Origin of the sequence: Anaerococcus porci (assembly GCF_034090325.1) — a bacterium.
GTDB classification, from domain to species: Bacteria; Bacillota; Clostridia; order Tissierellales; family Peptoniphilaceae; genus Anaerococcus; species Anaerococcus porci.
On record NZ_JAXDSU010000058.1, the window covers coordinates 38,701 to 56,639 of the forward strand.

At 30.5% G+C, this 17,939-nt stretch carries 15 protein-coding genes; 11 read left to right on the top strand and 4 right to left on the bottom strand.

Annotated features, from left to right (window positions below):
- Positions 1-13 precede the first annotated feature (13 nt).
- The 11 genes from SOR60_RS06040 (at position 14) to SOR60_RS06090 (ending at position 11,658) form a co-directional block, all read left to right on the top strand.
- Positions 14-778 carry an ABC transporter permease gene (locus tag SOR60_RS06040; RefSeq protein WP_320595491.1) on the top strand — a complete coding sequence of 255 codons (765 nt, stop codon included), beginning with the start codon at positions 14-16 and terminating at the stop codon, positions 776-778.
- Entirely contained in the window at positions 768-1,454 is a 687-nt protein-coding gene (locus SOR60_RS06045) for an ABC transporter ATP-binding protein (RefSeq protein WP_320595492.1), read from the top strand. The genes SOR60_RS06040 and SOR60_RS06045 overlap by 11 nt, the downstream gene beginning before the upstream one ends.
- Entirely contained in the window at positions 1,444-2,424 is a 981-nt protein-coding gene (locus SOR60_RS06050; RefSeq protein ID WP_320595493.1) for an ABC transporter substrate-binding protein, read from the top strand. The genes SOR60_RS06045 and SOR60_RS06050 overlap by 11 nt, the downstream gene beginning before the upstream one ends.
- Positions 2,425-2,586: 162 nt before the next feature.
- The gene (locus SOR60_RS06055; RefSeq protein ID WP_320595494.1) at positions 2,587-3,318 is read left to right on the top strand and encodes an ABC transporter ATP-binding protein; all 732 of its coding nucleotides are present in this window, start codon (positions 2,587-2,589) and stop codon (positions 3,316-3,318) included.
- Entirely contained in the window at positions 3,293-4,288 is a 996-nt protein-coding gene (locus SOR60_RS06060; RefSeq protein WP_154539793.1) for a COG1361 S-layer family protein, read from the top strand. The genes SOR60_RS06055 and SOR60_RS06060 overlap by 26 nt, the downstream gene beginning before the upstream one ends.
- Positions 4,278-5,597, top strand: coding sequence for an ABC transporter permease (locus SOR60_RS06065; protein WP_320595495.1), 1,320 nt, complete (start codon positions 4,278-4,280; stop codon positions 5,595-5,597). The genes SOR60_RS06060 and SOR60_RS06065 overlap by 11 nt, the downstream gene beginning before the upstream one ends.
- A 659-nt stretch (positions 5,598-6,256) precedes the next feature.
- Positions 6,257-7,132, top strand: a complete 876-nt coding sequence (locus SOR60_RS06070) for a metallophosphoesterase (RefSeq protein ID WP_320595496.1) — start codon at positions 6,257-6,259, stop codon at positions 7,130-7,132.
- Positions 7,133-7,174: 42 nt separating this feature from the next.
- A complete protein-coding gene (locus tag SOR60_RS06075; RefSeq protein ID WP_216629208.1) occupies positions 7,175-8,521 on the top strand; it encodes an MFS transporter in 1,347 nt (448 codons plus the stop codon).
- 7 nt (positions 8,522-8,528) lie between these two features.
- The gene (locus SOR60_RS06080; protein ID WP_176269625.1) at positions 8,529-9,347 is read left to right on the top strand and encodes an HAD-IIA family hydrolase; all 819 of its coding nucleotides are present in this window, start codon (positions 8,529-8,531) and stop codon (positions 9,345-9,347) included.
- Between the two features lie 807 nt (positions 9,348-10,154).
- Positions 10,155-10,676, top strand: coding sequence for a sigma-70 family RNA polymerase sigma factor (locus SOR60_RS06085; RefSeq protein WP_320595497.1), 522 nt, complete (start codon positions 10,155-10,157; stop codon positions 10,674-10,676).
- Positions 10,669-11,658 (top strand): hypothetical protein, encoded by a 990-nt coding sequence (locus SOR60_RS06090; RefSeq protein WP_320595498.1) that lies wholly within the window; start codon positions 10,669-10,671, stop codon positions 11,656-11,658. Before SOR60_RS06085 ends, SOR60_RS06090 begins: the two co-directional genes overlap by 8 nt.
- A 288-nt stretch (positions 11,659-11,946) precedes the next feature.
- Here the strand turns inward: SOR60_RS06090 and SOR60_RS06095 are convergent, their stop codons facing one another.
- From SOR60_RS06095 to sppA, 4 genes are all read right to left on the bottom strand, one after another.
- Positions 11,947-13,005 (bottom strand): ribonucleotide-diphosphate reductase subunit beta, encoded by a 1,059-nt coding sequence (locus tag SOR60_RS06095; protein WP_176269626.1) that lies wholly within the window; start codon positions 13,003-13,005, stop codon positions 11,947-11,949.
- A 294-nt stretch (positions 13,006-13,299) separates the two neighbouring features.
- A complete protein-coding gene (locus SOR60_RS06100; protein WP_154539807.1) occupies positions 13,300-15,828 on the bottom strand; it encodes a ribonucleoside-diphosphate reductase subunit alpha in 2,529 nt (842 codons plus the stop codon).
- Between the two features lie 263 nt (positions 15,829-16,091).
- On the bottom strand, positions 16,092-16,565 hold the full coding sequence (locus SOR60_RS06105; RefSeq protein WP_154539809.1) for an RDD family protein: 474 nt from the start codon (positions 16,563-16,565) through the stop codon (positions 16,092-16,094).
- A gap of 6 nt (positions 16,566-16,571) precedes the next feature.
- Positions 16,572-17,573 (bottom strand): signal peptide peptidase SppA, encoded by a 1,002-nt coding sequence (sppA, locus tag SOR60_RS06110; protein WP_154539811.1) that lies wholly within the window; start codon positions 17,571-17,573, stop codon positions 16,572-16,574.
- Positions 17,574-17,939: the final 366 nt, after the last annotated feature.

Below are 17,939 nucleotides of genomic sequence, written 5' to 3' on the forward strand. Positions count from 1 at the left end.
AAAGAGGGATTTTATGAAAAATAAAAATACAATTTATAAAAACTTAATAGTTTTTACCATAATATTAGTTATTTGGGAATTTGTCTTTAGGATTAAGATTTTTTCACCAATCTACCTTCCAGGACCTTATATGGTATTAAAAAGTTTCCTAGAAATGCTTGCAGATGGTTCGCTTATTGTCAATATCTATATGAGCCTATTTAGGATAGGACTTGGCTTTATCTTAGCCTTTATTACTGCCTTAGGCTTATCTTTAGGCTATTTTCTAAATGCTAAGGTCTTTTCCTACCTCGATGGAATCTTAAATTTCTTAAAAAATATCCCACCATTGGGGCTTGTTCCCTTACTTATACTCTGGCTTGGTATAGGAGAAGGGACAAAAATCACCATGGTCTTTATGGCATCTTTCTTTCCCTTGTTTTTAAATATGAAAAAGGGTTTTTTAGGATTTGATAAAGAACTTGTAGAGATGGCTTTAAGCTTTTCTTATAATAAAATGGATATATTTAAGAAGGTAATTCTTCCACAAAGCCTTCCTGATATCTATACAGGGATTAGAATCTCTTTAGGATATGCCTACAGGTCAATTATCGCAGCAGAAATGATAGCAGCAAGTTCAGGTCTTGGCTATCTTTTAAACTTTTCTAGGCAGATGTCAAGAACAGATAAAGTCTTAGTATCCCTAATTGTAATAGGATTTTTAGGACTTTTTACAGACTATTTATTGGCTAAGCTTTCAAAAATAGTATTGAAAGGGGATTTAAGAAATGAAACTTAAAGATGTCAGAAAAAACTATTATCTAGATAAAAAGATAATAAGAGCCCTTGATGGTATTACACTTGACATAGATATATGTAAAAGAAATGTCCTTATAGGTCAATCTGCTTGTGGAAAGTCTACTCTACTTAAAGCTATAGGGGGACTTATTCCCATAGATAAAGGGAAAATTTTAAAGGATACTCTTAAAACATCTTTTGTTTTCCAGAATCCAAGACTCTTACCTTGGCTTAATGTAAGAGAAAATATAGCCTTTTCTATGAAAGATAAACCTTTATATGAGAAGATTGATAGCTGGATATCTATAATGGGACTTGACGATTTTAAAAATGCCTATCCAAGTGAACTTTCGGGAGGAATGAAGGCAAGGGTAAACCTTGCAAGAGCCTTTGTCTATCCAAATGATTTTCTTTTGATGGATGAACCTTTTGCCTCCCTTGACCAGATAAAAAAGGAAGAACTTGAAATTGAGCTTCTTTCTTATATAAAAAAGGCAAATACTGGTTTTTTATTTGTAAGTCACGATTTAAATGAAGCCCTTAACTTAGGTGAGATAATTTTTATTATGAAAAAGGGAAAGATTGTTTTAAAACTTAACTTAGCTGAAAAAAGCTGGAACTATGAAGGGCTAAAATCATATTTTAAAAAGATAATAGGAGGAGAAAATGAAAAATAAAATATTAAAAATATTATCTATTTTTGTACTTATACTAAGTGTTTCAGCTTGTTCAAAGCAAAACACTAATGACAATACCACATCAAATGATGTTTCACGTGAAACAAAAAATGAATTTTCCATTGATGAGCTAAATATCAGCTATGTAACTGCACCACTCAATGTCCCATCAATTGTAGAAAAAAACAAGGCTTTTTTCCAAAAACACCTTCCAGGAGTTAAAATTAACTACAAGGAGATAACGAGCGGTGCAGACCAAACCCAAGCCTTAGCAAGTGGAGATGTAGACATACTTTTTGGTCTAGGGGGATCATCTGCTGTTCTTGCCAAGTCAAATGGTCAAGATTTAAAAGTCATAAATATGTATTCAAGAGCTCCTGAAGCCTTCTCTATATTTTCTAAGGATAATTCTATCAAAAACCAAGATGATTTAAGGGGCAAAAAAATCGGAGGCCCTGTTGGAACCAACCTTCATCAACTTCTTTTATCCTACCTTTGGCTTAATGGTATGACTGATAAGGATGTAGAGTTTTCTAATATGTCTATTCCTGATGCAGGCTCCGCCCTTGAATCTGGCAACTTGGATGTAGCACTTTTAGGTGGAGTTGCAGCTTACAAGGCAAAAGAAGCTGGCTTAAATGAAGTAGTAAATGGTAAGGGCTTAATTGATGCTATAATCTGTGTAGCTTCCAGCGATAAGTTTATAAATAATCACCCAGATGTTATAAATGCTCTAAAAGAAGCCCACGATGAAACTCTTGGTTTTATGGAAGAAGAGCCTGAAAAAACTCGTGAAATTGTCAAAAAAGAACTTGACCTTGATGATAAGGCATATGATTATATGTATCCTATGTATGACTTTTCAAATGAAATAAAAGAAGAAGATAAAAAGGGATTTGAAAGAACTAGGGACTTCATGCTAGATAATGGTATGATAGAAAATAAATTTAATATTGATGACTTGTTTTAAGTCTTATCTTTTATATATAAATAAATTATTTTTAAATCTTTTAAGGGATTTTTACAAGATATTATTTTTATATACTTTTGCCATTTAAAACAAATTGCATTTTTAGGAAAATTTATGTATAATTAATTAAGATTTATATTAAATTAGGCAATGGAGGGGACTATGGCTTTTATAAATATAAAAAATGTTAAAAAAAATTATAAAATTGGAGACAATCTAATAGGAGCCCTAGATGGGGTCAGCCTTTCTATAGAAAGGGGAGAGTTTATTGCTCTTTTGGGTGCATCAGGATCTGGTAAGTCAACCTTTCTAAATTGCCTTGCAGGACTTGAAAGACCAACAAGCGGTGAAATTTCTTTTGGAAATATTTCCCTCAACAATTTAAATGAAGAGGAAGTAACCAAGTTTAGAAACTTAAATATAGGATTCGTCTTTCAATCCTACAACCTTCTTCCCCATCTTACAGCTTTAGAGAATGTATCTCTTCCCCTTATTTTTATGGGAATAGGGAAAAAAGAGCGAGATGAGAAAGCCTTTAAGATTTTAAGGGATTTAGGACTTTCTAAAAGAATTTATAATAAGCCAAATGAACTTTCTGGCGGTCAACAACAAAGAGTTTCCATAGCAAGAGCCTTTGTATCAAATCCAAAAATAATTTTTGCAGATGAACCTACAGGAAACCTTGATACTAAAACAAGCTTTGAAATAATGGATATGATTAAAGAGATGATAACTAAGAATAAACAAACCCTCATCATGGTAACCCACGATGAGGAAATGACAGAGTTTGCAGATAGGACTTTTTTTATGAGAGATGGTCAAATAGAAAAAGTTCACGAAAAACTAAGCATAGATGAGGTACTAAATAATGCAAGAGAACAAGGAAATAAATAATCAAGTAAGCAATACAGACAACTCTCAACCCCAAGAGCAAAACCCTATTAAAAACAAACCGAAATTAATTATTTCATCCTATGAAATAAAACCAAAAATGGTAGAAGCTGGAAAAAATTTCACCCTGAATCTTAGCCTATACAATACAAATGCGGAAAATACCATCTACAACCTAAAGGTTAATATTGATCAAGGAAATAGTCAAAATACAGGTACTCCTAGTGGAGGTGAAAACAATACTATTACAGATGCAGCTGTATTTTCTCCTGTAGGAAGGTCTAATACTTTTTATCGCTCTGCAATTTATCCTTGGAACTATACATCAGAGTCTTTAACTATGAATGTTCTTCCCAACGCCAAGGCTGGAAACTATCTTATGAATGTAAACTTTGAATATGAGGACTATTTGGGTAACCAATATCAAAGCACTGAAACTATTGGTATTCCTGTAGTTCAAACCGCATCTATATCAACATCTGATATAAGCATGGATGATATTTTTCAAGGTGAACCATCAAATATTTCCCTAAATATTTACAATACTGGAAAAGACAATTTAACAAATCTTATGTGTAAGGTTGAAGGTGATGGTTTCTCAGTAGATGAAAAAAGCCACTTTATAGGAAATTTTGCCCAAGGAGCAAGTGACACCTACTCTTTTAATGTAACTGCTAATGAGGGAAAAATTCTCAAAGGAAAAGTTGTAATAAGCTATGAAGACTCAACAGGACAGACCCATACAGAAGAGAAGGAATTCTCCAAAGAAATTAGTGAAAATACTCCTTTAGATAGCCAAGGAAACCCAATTGATAAGAATGGAGAACAAATTCCTGTAAGTGAAGAAAGACCAATTTATAAATCACCTATAGCTTGGGGAACTTTCCTAGTTTTAATTTTCTTAATAGTATTTTTTATAAGAAGAAAAAGAAAAAAGAAGAGGGAAAAGGAGCTTAATATAGATGAAGATTAGTGATAGATTGTCCCTTTCATTTAGAAATCTACTAAGAAGAAAATCAAGGACTATTCTTACAATTCTTTCTGTTCTTATAGGAACAGTTTCTATAATAATGCTCCTAACACTTGCTATTGCCATGGACAAAGAACAAAAAGATATGATTGAGTCTTTTGGTGGCATAGAAAATATTGAAGTAACTAGCTCTGGCATGGGAAATAAAATCAATAAATCAACTTTCTCTAAACTAAAAAAAATAAATCATGTAAAATATGTAATCCCTTACAAGGACTTCTACTTTGATATAAAACTTAAAAGTGATAATAAAGCTATATTACAAGCAAACTCAGGCATTAAGCTTATACCTGATGATATATTTAAGAAAATAAAACCAGATATGATAGAACAGGGAAGAGCCTTAAACTCATCCGATGATTTATCCATGCTTATAGGAAGTGATGTAAAAATATCAAAATTTAAAAAAATGGGACAATACTACCAAAAAGTTCCTGTAGATAAGCTTGAGCCTTTAAGTCAAAAATATAAGCTTACTTTAGGATATAGGGGTGAAGCTTTGCCATCACCTTCCATAAACAATGGATCAAAGCCTCAAAATATAGATGTTGATATAAAGCTTGTTGGAATACTAAATGATAAATCTTTCCTAGATAAAAACACTGTCTATATAAATGAAAAAACTTTCAAGTCACTTGAAAAAGAAGATCAAAAACTTGAATTAAAAAGTCTTGATTCAGATAATGGCCAAAGAAATAATAAAGAACTCTTTACATCAGTAAGCTTAGTTTGTGATAAGTATGAGAATGTAAGTAGTGTAGAGGATGAAGTTAAATCTATGGGTTATGAAACATCATCATCTATACAGATGATAGAAGATATAAATAAGGCGAGCAAAAATATCATGCTTATCCTTGGTGGTATTGGTTCAATTGCCTTTTTTGTATCAGCAATAGGAATAATCAATACCATGCTTATGTCAATCTATGAAAGGCAAAAGGAAATTGGAGTAATGAAAGTAATTGGAGCAAGTGTCTCTGACATAAAGTCTATGTTTTTGATAGAAGCGGGATTTATAGGTTTTTTTGGTGGACTTTTGGGTCTTTTAACATCTCTTTTAATAACCCTTATTATAAACCATTTTATAGGAAATATGGCTGATCCATCAGGTGAAAATTTTAAACTTCTAATTCCGATTTGGCTTGCTATTCTGGGAGTTTCCTTCTCATCTTTGGTAGGAATCCTTGCAGGCTACCTACCAGCCATAAAGGCAACAAAGCTTTCTGCCATAGAAACTTTACGAAGTAACTAATTTAAGACTTAATAAAATGTGAATTAAAAACTGACCCAAAAGTTGGACTAAAAACAACTTTTGGGTCAGTTTTTAATTGCAAATATATTATAAAATTCAAAATAAAAATGGTAAAAGAATTTTAAATTATGGAATTTAAGGATTAAAGTGATAGAAAACTTTTAAAATTCCTAATACTCCTAAAAAATGAGAACAAAAGATAATTTCTTAGCTATATCATGAGTGGAAGACTTATTTGAAAAATAAAATAAGAAATGTTTAATTGCAGAAAATTCTATATTTTAGATTTAATAAATAAACAATGAGAAAATTTACAAAAAAAGTCTGATATTATAAAGCATAACTTTTTTATAAAAATATGAAATTATTTATGAAATTATTTGACTTTAGTTTTATCTTATGTATAATATAGTATAAGAAAAATAAATTATTGTGGAGAAGCGAGTAGAGTTAATAACCTGCTCGCTTTGTGTTTTTATGACCTTTTAAAATTAAAAGGCAGAAAATATTTAATGGTCAATAAAAAAACGATCCCAATGCAAAGGAGGTGTAATTTATAAATTGAGGGTCAATCATTGCATATTTTGTTGATAATAATAATAAGCTAAGTAATTAATTTAAATTCATTTAAAAATTATAAAATTTAAGGAGAAAAAATAATGCGTATTTTTCAAATTTCTGATACACATGTAAGGGGTGATGGAAAACTATCATTCCAAAAAGCTGATACTATTAAGCTTTTGACTAAAACAGTTGAGTATTTTCAAAAATTAGAAGATTTTAAACTTCCTGAATTTTTTGTGGTGTCTGGGGATTTATCGGAAGGTGGAAAAAGAGATGGTTATGAGTATGTGAAAAAAGCATTGGACGCTTTACCAAGACCTTCTTACATACTTCCTGGCAATCATGATAAAAGAGATTTCTTTTTAGACATATTTAGAAATGAAGCCCCTGTTAAAGAGGATATCAAACCTTATATTTGTTACTCTCTTGAAGATTATCCAGTTAGAATAATTGTAGTAGATACCTCTATTCCTGAAACTCATTTTGGTGGTTTATCAAAAGAGGTCGAAAAGTGGCTAGAGACTCGAGCCAATGAGGATGAAGGAAAACCAACATTAGTATTCACTCACCATCCTCCGTTTGATACTGGTATGACAGCAATGGACGAAGGTTTTATAAATAGTGATAAATTCGCTAAATTATTAAAGAGATTTAAAAAATGTAAATTATGTCTTGGACATTTACATGTATCTATGTCAACAGTATGGGAAGGTATACCTTGTGTTGTCGCTCCTTCTATAGCTATGCAAATGGAAGTTGATTTTCGTGATAAAGATGGTAAAGATGTAAGCAAAGAAGAAAAAGAAGATAACTTCAAAGGTGGAGGAGATCGCTTTTATTTAGGAAATCCAGGCTATTTAATACATGAATTAGTTAATGGAAATCAAATAAATAGTTATGTATCAACTATACCAGCTGGTGCTGATTATTCTGGTCCTTTTCCATTTAAATATTATGAAGGTGAACATTAATTTACTAAAGAATATAAATATTAATAAATTTAAGGAAGTGTTATGAATAGTATTGATAAAGAAGAAAGTAAAAAAACAGAAGAAGAATTGATGAAACGATTTCGTAAGTCAGCAGGTATAACTTTATATGAAAGTTCTGTACAATGGTATTGTTTCTTGATTTATGCTACTGGTGCTGCTTTGGTTTTCGATAAGGTATTTTTCTCAAATTTTAGTCCATCAATGGCTAAAATATTTTCTTTCCTATCATTCGGAATAGGTTATATAGCTGGTCCTTTTGGTGCAATATTTTTTGGACATATAGGTGATAAAAAAGGACGTAAATTTACAATGTATACATCCTTATTAATGATGGGAATTGCCACATCTGTAATAGGAATTCTACCTCCAGCACAAAAGATTGGAGGCTGGGTAGGATTAGTATTGGCTGGAATGAGGATGCTGGTATGTTTTGCACGTGGAGGAACTTGGGGTGGAAGTATACTTATGGCTTATGAAAATGTGCCTGAGAATAAGAGAAACCTTGTTTCTGCTCTTCCTCAAATAGGTATGCCTATAGGTCTTCTCTTGGCTTCAATATTCTTGCTAATTCCTTATTATTTAATGGACTCAGCAAGTTATCTAGCATATGGATGGCGTTTCGCATTCTTATTAGCTATTGTATTGAGTATTATCGTTGTACTACTAAAGGGTCATATGATGGAAACAGATGACTTTAAGAAAGCTCAAGCAAAACTTGAAAGTAAGGAAGAAGAAGACAAGGAAAAACAAATTGGCCTTGGTTACATGCTTAGGAATTATTGGAGAACTTTACTTTTAGGTTGTGGTACTCGTTGGATAGATGGCACTTGGTATAATGTTTGTATAGTATGGATTTTAAGTTATTGTGAAGAATATCTCAATATGTCTACAGGACATACTCTTTGGATACCAGTATTAGCTTGTGCATTCAGTATTCCATTTACCATGTTGGGAGGACATGTAAATTCTAAGATTGGAAATACAAAGACATACAGTTTGGGTTGCCTTCTTGTGATTATAGCATCTATCCCTTGCTTAAAATTGGTGGAAAATAGTGGTGGAAATCTTATATGGATACTATTTGCAATTGTAGTTGCATGGAGTATTATTTACCAATTAATTTGGGCCGTTTTGGGTTCTTTATGGTCTTCATATTTTCCTACAGAATTAAGATATTCAGGTATATCTTTTGTTTATCATGTGCCTAGTTTTTTAGTTGCAGGTTTGGCACCTACTATTAGTCAATATTTAATTAGATTAGGAAATGGAAACACTGTTTATGTAAGTCTATACATTATTTTAGCTGCAACTGTCGGCATATTTTGTGCATACAAATTAGAAAGTAATTATAAAAAAGGTAAAAGTTAATTAAGATATGAAAAGAGAGAGCATAAATAAAAAGACATTTAAAAATTTGCAAGAGTGTGAACTTTTCATTTTAGATTTAGATGGAACTATTTATATTGGTGATGAGCTTATTTATGGCGCTATAGATTTTGTCGAACACTTAAAAAATTTAGGTAAGAAATTTGTTTATTTAACAAATAACTCTTCAAGGGCATCATCAGATTATGTTAAGATTCTTAAATCTATGGGGTTTTCTTGTGAAAAAGAGAATGTATTTACATCAGGAATGGCAACAGGTATGTATCTTATAAAAAGATATCCTAAAAAAAAGGTATATCTTGTTGGAACTGAAGCATTAAAAATAGAATTGAATTCTTACGGCATAGAAATAAACAATGAGGATGCTGATGTAGTTGTTGTTGGCTATGATAATGAGCTTACGTATGCTAAGCTTCTTAAAGCCACACATTTTATAAGAAAAGGAGTACCTTATATAGCCACACACCCAGATTTAGTATGTCCTCTACCTCATGGTGAGCTAGCACCTGATTGTGGTAGCATTTGTTCTTTATTAGAAAAATCTACAAGTAGGCAGCCTGATATTATAATTGGCAAGCCAAATCCTTTTATGATTAAACTTTTGTCTAATAAATTAAATATTAATGTCGATAAGATTTGCTCAATCGGTGATCGTTTATATACAGATATTTTGGCTACAAAAAATTCTGGTGCTATATCTATATTAGTATTATCTGGAGAAAGCACTATAAGTATGGTTGATAAATCTGAATTTAAACCTGATTTTATTTATAATAGTGTATATGATTTAATAAATATCATCAGCTAATATGAATATATTTTATTGAAAAAAGTTTTTATTCTAATATAGATTAGAATTTAAAAGCTGTATTTGTCAAATAGTAAAAATAAAAAACAATAATAAGCTTATCCAACCTTTATTAAGTTACTATTATAGATAGTATACTTATAGCCGATAATTCATCACTATTACTAGTGATTAAAATGTACATTTTTAGCTAAATAAGAATGTACATTTTAATCATTAATTACAGTAATTTTTAAGTTATAAAAATAATTACCTACAATTTAGACCTTTCCTAAATAATTTAAATTTTATCTAAAATAGCTTTTTCTATTCTTATATTATAAATAATATCCAATGATTTAGGAAAGTTAATATCATTAAAGGTAGAATGCTTTTTGTGTTTGTATTATGCCTTGATTTCGATAAATAAACTGAAAATTTATCTTCAAAATACTTTTTATCTTTTAATTCAAATTGATTATATATAATCCTTTAATATATTATCAAAGCTGTAATTTTATTTAACTACCCCTATACTTTCTTATTTTAGTATTTACACACTATCTTCTCTTATAATACATATTTTTAAATTAACTTTGAAACTTTCTTCCCTTATTTTCTCAATCCTTTAAACTATAATCTATAATACTTTTTTGTCTTTTCTTCCTATCCTTAACATCTATTAATATTTAATTGTCTTTATTTTTAATATGTAAGTAATATAATATAGAATATAATTTGTCAAAATATCAGAGTGAACAATTTTTTAATATACTATAATGATAGAAAAGTTAAATTCCTTACGAATATATAGGTGAAGGAGGATATATGAATGAAGAAAAAATCATAAGAGGAATTAAAAAGAAAAATGAAGCCTCACTTAAGGAATTTATTAAAATTTATGGACCTATTCTTAAAGCAAGTATCTATAAGAGCCTTTCTCTCAATCAAGAGCTGAGAATGGAAGTTTTAAATGATTCCCTCCTAGCCATTTGGGATAATATCGACTCGTTTGACCCGTCTAGATCATCTTTTAAAAACTGGTGTGCAGGTATTGGAAAATATAAGGCAATAGATGCTCTAAGAAAAGAACTTAAACATAAGTCTATAAATATAGATACTCTTGCAAATGTTCTCGAGTCTGATGAAGAACTTAATTTTGATGAATCAGATAAAATACTTGCTATGCTCGATGAGGATGATAGGGAAATTTTTAGGAAGTTATTTATAGAAGGATACAGCTATGACGATATATCAAATATTTATGATATATCCAAGGATAAGCTTTATAACAAAATCTCACGAAAAAAGAAACTATTAAGAAAAAAAATAGGAGGAGATTATGAATAATATTTATGATAAGATTAATGATATAAAATTTGATGAAAGCAAAATGGACCTTGACCAAATAGAATATGAAAATATGTTAAAAATCGCTTCAAAATATAAGAAAAACTCATCAAGGAAAAAATTTGTAGCTCTTGCAGCTGCTTTAATACTTGTAGCTAGTCTTTCAATCAAACCTGTAAGAACTGAAGCTTCTAAATTTGCTACTGATATTAAGGTTACAATGATGGAAACAATCGGAGCAAGTCCAGATTCTTATAAGTATGTTACAGAGCTTCATAAGCCAATTAAGCTTGGTGGTAATGAATTAATTTTAGAAAACTTTGTTATTGAAGATAATAGAGTTTTTGCAAATATCCTATCTTCTTCAAATGGTAAAGCTATTGAAGAAATAGATAATGATATCTATATATATAAGATTAAGGTCAATGGAGAAAGCTTTAAATCTTGGGGTTCTAGTGGTTCAGCTAGAATGGCTGATGATGGAGAATCTATTGTAAATCAATCTATGATAACTTTTGATAAGGATTTTCCTAAACTTGATAATGCCGATATAGATATTTATATATCAAGTGGAACTTCAAGTGAAGTTGTCTCAATAAAAGCAAGTTCAAATATTGTTAATGAAGATAATAAAATATTTGCAGAAGATTATAAGCTTGAAAATGGAGCCTCTATAAATCTTATGAAGATAAATCCAATAACAATGACTGCTGTGGTTGATAATCTTGATCCAGCTTATTCATATGAGCTAATTGGTACTGATGAAAATGGTCATAAGGTTCAATTAGATCAAAGAACAAGTGAAGATGGTAAAGTAACCTTCTTATATAATAGTTCCTTCTCTGACCTAAAGTTAGATGAATTAAAGGATGGTAGACTTATAAATTTCACCCTAACATCTTCAAAAAGAAATGTAGAATCTGGAAAAGAAACAGATGGAGTTTATGATAAGATAGCTGAATTTAGTCTTTCTGCCAAATAATAATCTTTTGTAAAGTGAAATCTAGTTTTGTTTTTAAGTATTTTTCTTACTTGTCTATAAGAATTCCCTTATATTTGTAATATATATTAGCTTTCTTATAGCTATTGGATATTTTGAATATATGAAGTCTTAGTCCACTTATTTTGTAAATCAAATATATGAATCGAATATTTTTTGACATAAATATTCCTCCTGATTGGCTTTTCTCTACCACAATCAGGAGGTTTATCTATACAAAATTTTAGACTATCTTAAAAACTTACATATTTTTTATTTAGGTATTATATTTTATAGATCATCTTCAATTACTGATGACTTAGAATATGCTGATACCTTTCCTTCAAAAAAGTCTGTCTTAACTTGGTTTGGATCAGAATATTCACTTACCCATTTCATAGATTGAGGCTCCTCATCATATCCTTCATATAATCTATCAAGACCAAGTCCCTTGGCCCTTAAATTTCCTAAATATTTGATATAATCCTCAATCATGGTAGAATTAAGTCCTGCTATATCATTTCCTATAGCATAATTACCCCATGCTATTTCTTGCTCAACCCCTTCTTTTAATAAATCTCTATAAAAATTCTTAAGCTCTTCTGTAAATAAGTCAGGTCTTTCTAATTTTAAGTCATTAATCATAGACCTAAATAGCCAAAGATGAGTATTCTCATCCCTATTTATGTATCTTATCTCTTGCACAGTACCTGGCATCTTTCCGTTACGACCTAGATTATAAAAGAAAGAAAATCCTGAATAAAAATATATCCCCTCAAGAATATAATTTGCAATTAAAACCCTCATAAGATTAAATTCACTGTCATCTTTGATAAACTCATTATATTGATCACCTATAAATGTATTTCTCTTTAGAAGATGCTCATCTTCTTTCCATAGATACAAAATTCTAGTTCTCTCCTCAGGTGAGCAAATAGAATCAAGTATATAAGAATAAGATTGAGAATGGATAGCCTCTTGATAGGTTTGGATGGCAAGGCAAAGATTAATCTCATTTGCAGTAATATAGGTTTGTAAATTAGGCAAATTAGCTGTTTGGATAGAGTCAAGATAGGTTAAAAAAGACAAAATCCTATCATAAGCCTTCTTTTCATTCTTAGTCAAATTCCTATAATCCTTAATATCTTGATTTAAATTAATCTCTTCTGGAATCCAGAAATTATTCATAGCTTGCCTATACCAATCACTAGTCCAAGTATACTTAACATTATTAAAATCATTTAAATTGGTAGTATTACCATTTATAATCCTTCTTTTAGAAAGTTCAATATCACCATCTTCATTGAAAATCCCTCTTTTAGACACCTCTTCATTATACTTATCTTCCATAATATCCTCCTAAATTCCTAAACTCTCATATACCTTTTACCCCAATATTATAAAAACAAATTAAAGCTTGTAACTATATTAAATTTGCAATTTTACAAAAATGAAAGAAACAAAATTTCTTACTAAAGCTTTCTTGTGCAAAAGTCGTTTCTAATAGGTAAAAATGTGGACTCTTAGGGAAGGAGAAACGAGGAAGAATAGTCCCCTTACTCCACCCTAAAAGCAAAGAATTAATTTTAAAATCTTATTATTCTTATACCAAAATATGTTTTTCTATATTTTTCTAAAATATATTTATGATGCACAGGACTCACAATCTTCAACCTCAAGAGACTTACCCCTTACATAATATAAAGACTTAACACCAGCCTCATAGGCTGTTAGATAAATATTTAAGATTTGTCTCATAGTATAGTCTGTAGTTATATAAATATTTACAGATTGACCTTGGTCAATATGTCTTTGCCTTATTCCACAAGCCTTCATAGATATATTTTGGTCTATGTTGTAGGCATTTTCATAAAGCCAAAAAGTCTTGGTGTTTAGTCCCGGAGCAACCCTAGGCACTATAGCGCCTTTTTTTTCTTCTAAGAAATACTTGTTCATAATTGGATCAACTCCTGGTGAAGTACCTGAAATAATAGAGGTTGAACCAGTTGGAGCTATGGCTAATAGATAGCCATTTCTTAAACCTGTTTCATGAACTTCTTTTTTAAGCTTTATCCATCTATCAGAATCATATCCTCTTGATGTAAAATAATCTCCATTATCCCAATCAGAACCTTTAAAAACCTTGTATGGTCCTTTTTCCTTAGCTATCTCATTACTTGCCTTTATAGCAAAATAATTAATATCCTCATAAACCCTATCTACAAAATCAAGGTGGGCTTCTTCCTCAGACCATTTAATATCATTTTTGACTAGCATATGATGGTAGCCACTTGTGCCAAGACCAATAGCCCTATATTTTTTGTTAGTAACTTTGGCATATGGGGTTGGGTAATAATTAAGGTCAATAACATTATCTAAAGCCCTAACTATAGTTGAAACAACTTCTTCAAGCTCAAGCTTATTATTTACATCAATATTTCCTAAAGTTAAACTTGCAAGGTTACACTCAACAAAGTCTCCAGGCTTTGTTTTATTAACAATTACAATTTCTCCTTCTTCTGTAATAATTTCTTCAGAAACAGTCTCGGATGGACTCATATTTTGGGCAATCTCTGTACATAAGTTTGATGAATAAATCATACCTTGATGCTTATTTGGATTAGCCTTATTTACTGCATCCCTATTAAAGACAAAGGGGGTTCCTGTTTCAGTCCATGACTTGATTAATAATCTTATCATATCCTTTATAGATATAACTCTTTTAGAAATATCCTTATCTTCTACTAAGATTTTATAAAATTGCTCAAAGTCATCTCCATAGCTATCTTCTATAGATCTTCCATACTTTGTTAAAACTTCATGAGGATCAAACATATACCAGTCCCCATCTATATTATCCCTGCACTCTTTCCAGAATAAATCTGGTACACAAACTGCTGGAAAAATATCATGGGCTTTCATTCTATCATCCCCGTTATTTGTCCTAAGATTTAGAAATTCAGGTACATCCTTGTGCCATATATCTAAATAGCAAGCCACAGCCCCTTGCCTTACACCTAATTGATCAACGGCTACTGCAGTATCATTGGCAAGCTTTATCCACCTTATAACTCCACCTGCAACATTTTTAATACCTCTAATATCAGAACCTTGGGCCCTCACCTTACCAAAGTAAAGTCCCATACCACCACCGTGTTTAGAAACTTGGGCAAAATTTGTTATAGAGCGGTATATACCTTTTAAAGTATCTGGAACTGTATCTATAAAGCAGGATGAAAGTTGGTTAAAAGGCTTCCTAGCATTAGTCATAGTTGGAGTTGCCATAGTTGCTTTTAAGCTTGATAGGATATCATAAAGCTTTTTAGCAAAATGAACCTTGTTTTTTTCTCCGATAGCTAAGTGCATAGAAATCCCCATAAACATCTCTTGAACATTTTCTATATGCTCATCATCATAAGTCTTAATCAGATATCTTTTTAAAACCAAGTCAAGACCTGAATAAGTAAAGAGTTTATTTCTTTCATAATTCAAATACTCTCCTAACTCCTCAAGCTCCTTATTAGTATAATTTTCTATTATATATTTACCATAAAGACCTTCTGCTGTTAGGAATTGGATTTTAGATCTGAAATCAACAATGCCATACTTTTCTTCAGATAATTTAATCTTTTCATCTAAAAGGTGAATCATAAAGCGGGCTGCTATAAACTCCCAATCTGGACTTTCCTTACTTGTAAGCTCACTTGCAGCCTTAATTAGGGCATTTAAAAGACTTTCCTTGGTCATATTAGCTTTAGTAAAGGACTCAAACTTCATAAATAAAGAGTCAATTGGGTATCTTTGATTATCAAATTCTTTATTAATACTTTTTATTATTTTTAAAGTATAATCATCATCTATATATTTTTCAAAGTCAGAAATAACTTTCCTATCCATGGTATGCTTGGCTCTATAAAGAATATAGGACTTAACTTCCTTATAGAAGTTATTTTCAATAAGTTCAAGCTCAACCAAATCTTGAATTTCTTCAACTGTCACTATATGATCTGTTGGATACTTATCTTTAACAATTTTTCTAATATTTGAAGAAATCTTCTTTAACTTTTCATCACTTATGCTAGTACCCACAGACCTAAAAGACTTAAAAATCGCCCTTTGGATTTTCTCCTCTTCAAATTCTACAAGTGTACCATCTCTTTTTTTAACTTCCATATCTACCCCTAAATATTGTTATTTTTATGTTAATTCCACTATATATTGTGGTTTTCATTTTCATACTAATAAATCATACCACAAGAAGTGTCTTAAAAAAAGGGTGAAACATAATTATATTATTATTAGAAATTTTTAAATTTGAGCAAAAAAATAAGACCCTCTTTCCATATACATTGAAAGATAAGGCCTAATTCTTTATTTCTTAGTCGCTTTTTACGCTTACTTATTTTATTATATTAAATCAAAAAACTTAACTTATCTTAATATTCAAATAAATAATCTACCACATCATCCTTGATAACAACAGTATCAGCCATTATATCAGCTAGAGATTGCTTATTTTGGTTAAATCCTATTATAAGATATAAAATCTTAAGGAAATTTTGGATATACCTTACAAAAACCTCCCTAATAAGGCAATCAAAAAAGCTTAACTTTTCATCATAAAGTGATATAACCCTTATCCCTACAACCATTTTACCCAAGGTTTGGCCATTATTAAGGTAAGTTAGGATAAAAAAGTAAAAAAGACTAATTACTGTTGTCATAAGTAATCTTACCTCAAGACCCATAAGGGTATACTCACTACTTACAGAAAAAATAGTAATGATAATACTTGCTATAGAGCTTGTTATAATTGAGTCGATAGTGAAGGCAACAAGTCTTATAAAAAAGCCTGCATAGGCAAATTTAGGTATAGAAATGGTCTTTTGAGTTTTTTCTACATTTTCCATAAAAGCCTACTTTCCATAATAATACATAGGTACAGGGGAATCTTTATCCATAAGGTCCTTTAAAATTGCAAGATCAGACTTGGAATCTTTTCCTATTAGTGCTTGTCCCTTTGATAAGAGTTTAGAAAATGGAGCCATCTCATCAGAATATTCATAGACTTGTGGATTATCAAGCTTATATTCTTTCTTCATATCAGCTAAGGCTGTATCAAAATTACCAATCTTATCAACTAGTCCATTTTCTAAGGCTTGTGCTCCATCATAAACCCTTCCATCAGCAAGCTTTCTTACATCATCCTCTTTCATAGACCTGCCTTGAGATACTAGCTTAATAAATCTATCAAAAGAAGAATTAATAAGATCTTGGAAATATTTCTTTTGCTCATCAGTCATATCTTTTCCAGAACTTCCAGCATCTTTCATCTTACCAGTAGTAATATTTTGTTGCTTAATACCATACTTTTCAAAAAGTCCTTGAAAAGACATAGATGACATAATTACACCAATAGAGCCTGTAAGAGTTTCATTAGATGCGTATATTCTGTCAGTTGGAGCTGAAATATAATAACCTCCACTTGCAGCCATTGTTTCCATAACTGTGAAAACTGGTATCTTCTTATCTTTTTGGATTTCCTTTATCTTATTTGCAACTTGCTCTGAGTTATAAACTGCTCCTCCTGGAGAGTTAACCTTTAAGATGACCCCCCTTACAGTATCATCTTCCTTTACTTCTTTTAATCGCTCCATAACAGCATCATATACTGGACCATCTCCAATAGCACCCTTATAAGTTATTACTGCAATTTTTTTGGATGTATCAGAGCCCTCTATTATATTTTTGTTAGCAGTTGATGAAAATGGATTAAAAGATCCTAAATATTTTTGGGCTATCTTTTCACTTTCTTTTTCTGTTACTTCATTACTTTTAGTTTTAACAAGACTAGAAGCTACGAATAACAAAATAGCTATTGCTATTGCTATCCATTTTTTACCATTACTTTTTTTCATAAAATCTCCTTATTATAAAATATGAAATTCTTCCATTATAAGTATAATACACTAATATCAAAGATTCAAGGAAAATCAAAAAGCCTTTGCTTTTTGTATTAATATTGAGTACAATGAAAGAGCAAGACAATTATCGTTAACACTATGAGAAATTGTTTTTGTATAGTCTCTTAATTGAGACTATTTACATAGAGGATTTTTACCCAAAACTTAATTGTATATGGTAAAAGTCCATTTTTTATATTAATTTCTTCTATCAAGCTTTCTTTTAGTTTCTAAAATATTATTTGCAAGAAGGGCAATTACCACAAAATAAAATTTATCATTTATATATCCTAAAAGTAGGAAATTAATTCCCAAAGCCAG

Bases quoted from the DNA above. Each gene is read 5' to 3' on its own strand.
- SOR60_RS06085 (WP_320595497.1), top strand. From the start codon at position 10,155: ATGAATGAAGAAAAAATCATAAGAGGAATTAAAAAGAAAAATGAAGCC.
- sppA (WP_154539811.1), bottom strand. From the start codon at position 17,573: ATGAAAAAAAGTAATGGTAAAAAATGGATAGCAATAGCAATAGCTATT.
- SOR60_RS06080 (WP_176269625.1), top strand. From the start codon at position 8,529: ATGAAAAGAGAGAGCATAAATAAAAAGACATTTAAAAATTTGCAAGAG.
- SOR60_RS06055 (WP_320595494.1), top strand. From the start codon at position 2,587: ATGGCTTTTATAAATATAAAAAATGTTAAAAAAAATTATAAAATTGGA.
- SOR60_RS06075 (WP_216629208.1), top strand. From the start codon at position 7,175: ATGAATAGTATTGATAAAGAAGAAAGTAAAAAAACAGAAGAAGAATTG.
- SOR60_RS06070 (WP_320595496.1), top strand. From the start codon at position 6,257: ATGCGTATTTTTCAAATTTCTGATACACATGTAAGGGGTGATGGAAAA.
- SOR60_RS06095 (WP_176269626.1), bottom strand. From the start codon at position 13,005: ATGGAAGATAAGTATAATGAAGAGGTGTCTAAAAGAGGGATTTTCAAT.
- SOR60_RS06090 (WP_320595498.1), top strand. From the start codon at position 10,669: ATGAATAATATTTATGATAAGATTAATGATATAAAATTTGATGAAAGC.
- SOR60_RS06045 (WP_320595492.1), top strand. From the start codon at position 768: ATGAAACTTAAAGATGTCAGAAAAAACTATTATCTAGATAAAAAGATA.
- SOR60_RS06100 (WP_154539807.1), bottom strand. From the start codon at position 15,828: ATGGAAGTTAAAAAAAGAGATGGTACACTTGTAGAATTTGAAGAGGAG.
- SOR60_RS06065 (WP_320595495.1), top strand. From the start codon at position 4,278: ATGAAGATTAGTGATAGATTGTCCCTTTCATTTAGAAATCTACTAAGA.
- SOR60_RS06060 (WP_154539793.1), top strand. From the start codon at position 3,293: ATGCAAGAGAACAAGGAAATAAATAATCAAGTAAGCAATACAGACAAC.
- SOR60_RS06105 (WP_154539809.1), bottom strand. From the start codon at position 16,565: ATGGAAAATGTAGAAAAAACTCAAAAGACCATTTCTATACCTAAATTT.
- SOR60_RS06040 (WP_320595491.1), top strand. From the start codon at position 14: ATGAAAAATAAAAATACAATTTATAAAAACTTAATAGTTTTTACCATA.
- SOR60_RS06050 (WP_320595493.1), top strand. From the start codon at position 1,444: ATGAAAAATAAAATATTAAAAATATTATCTATTTTTGTACTTATACTA.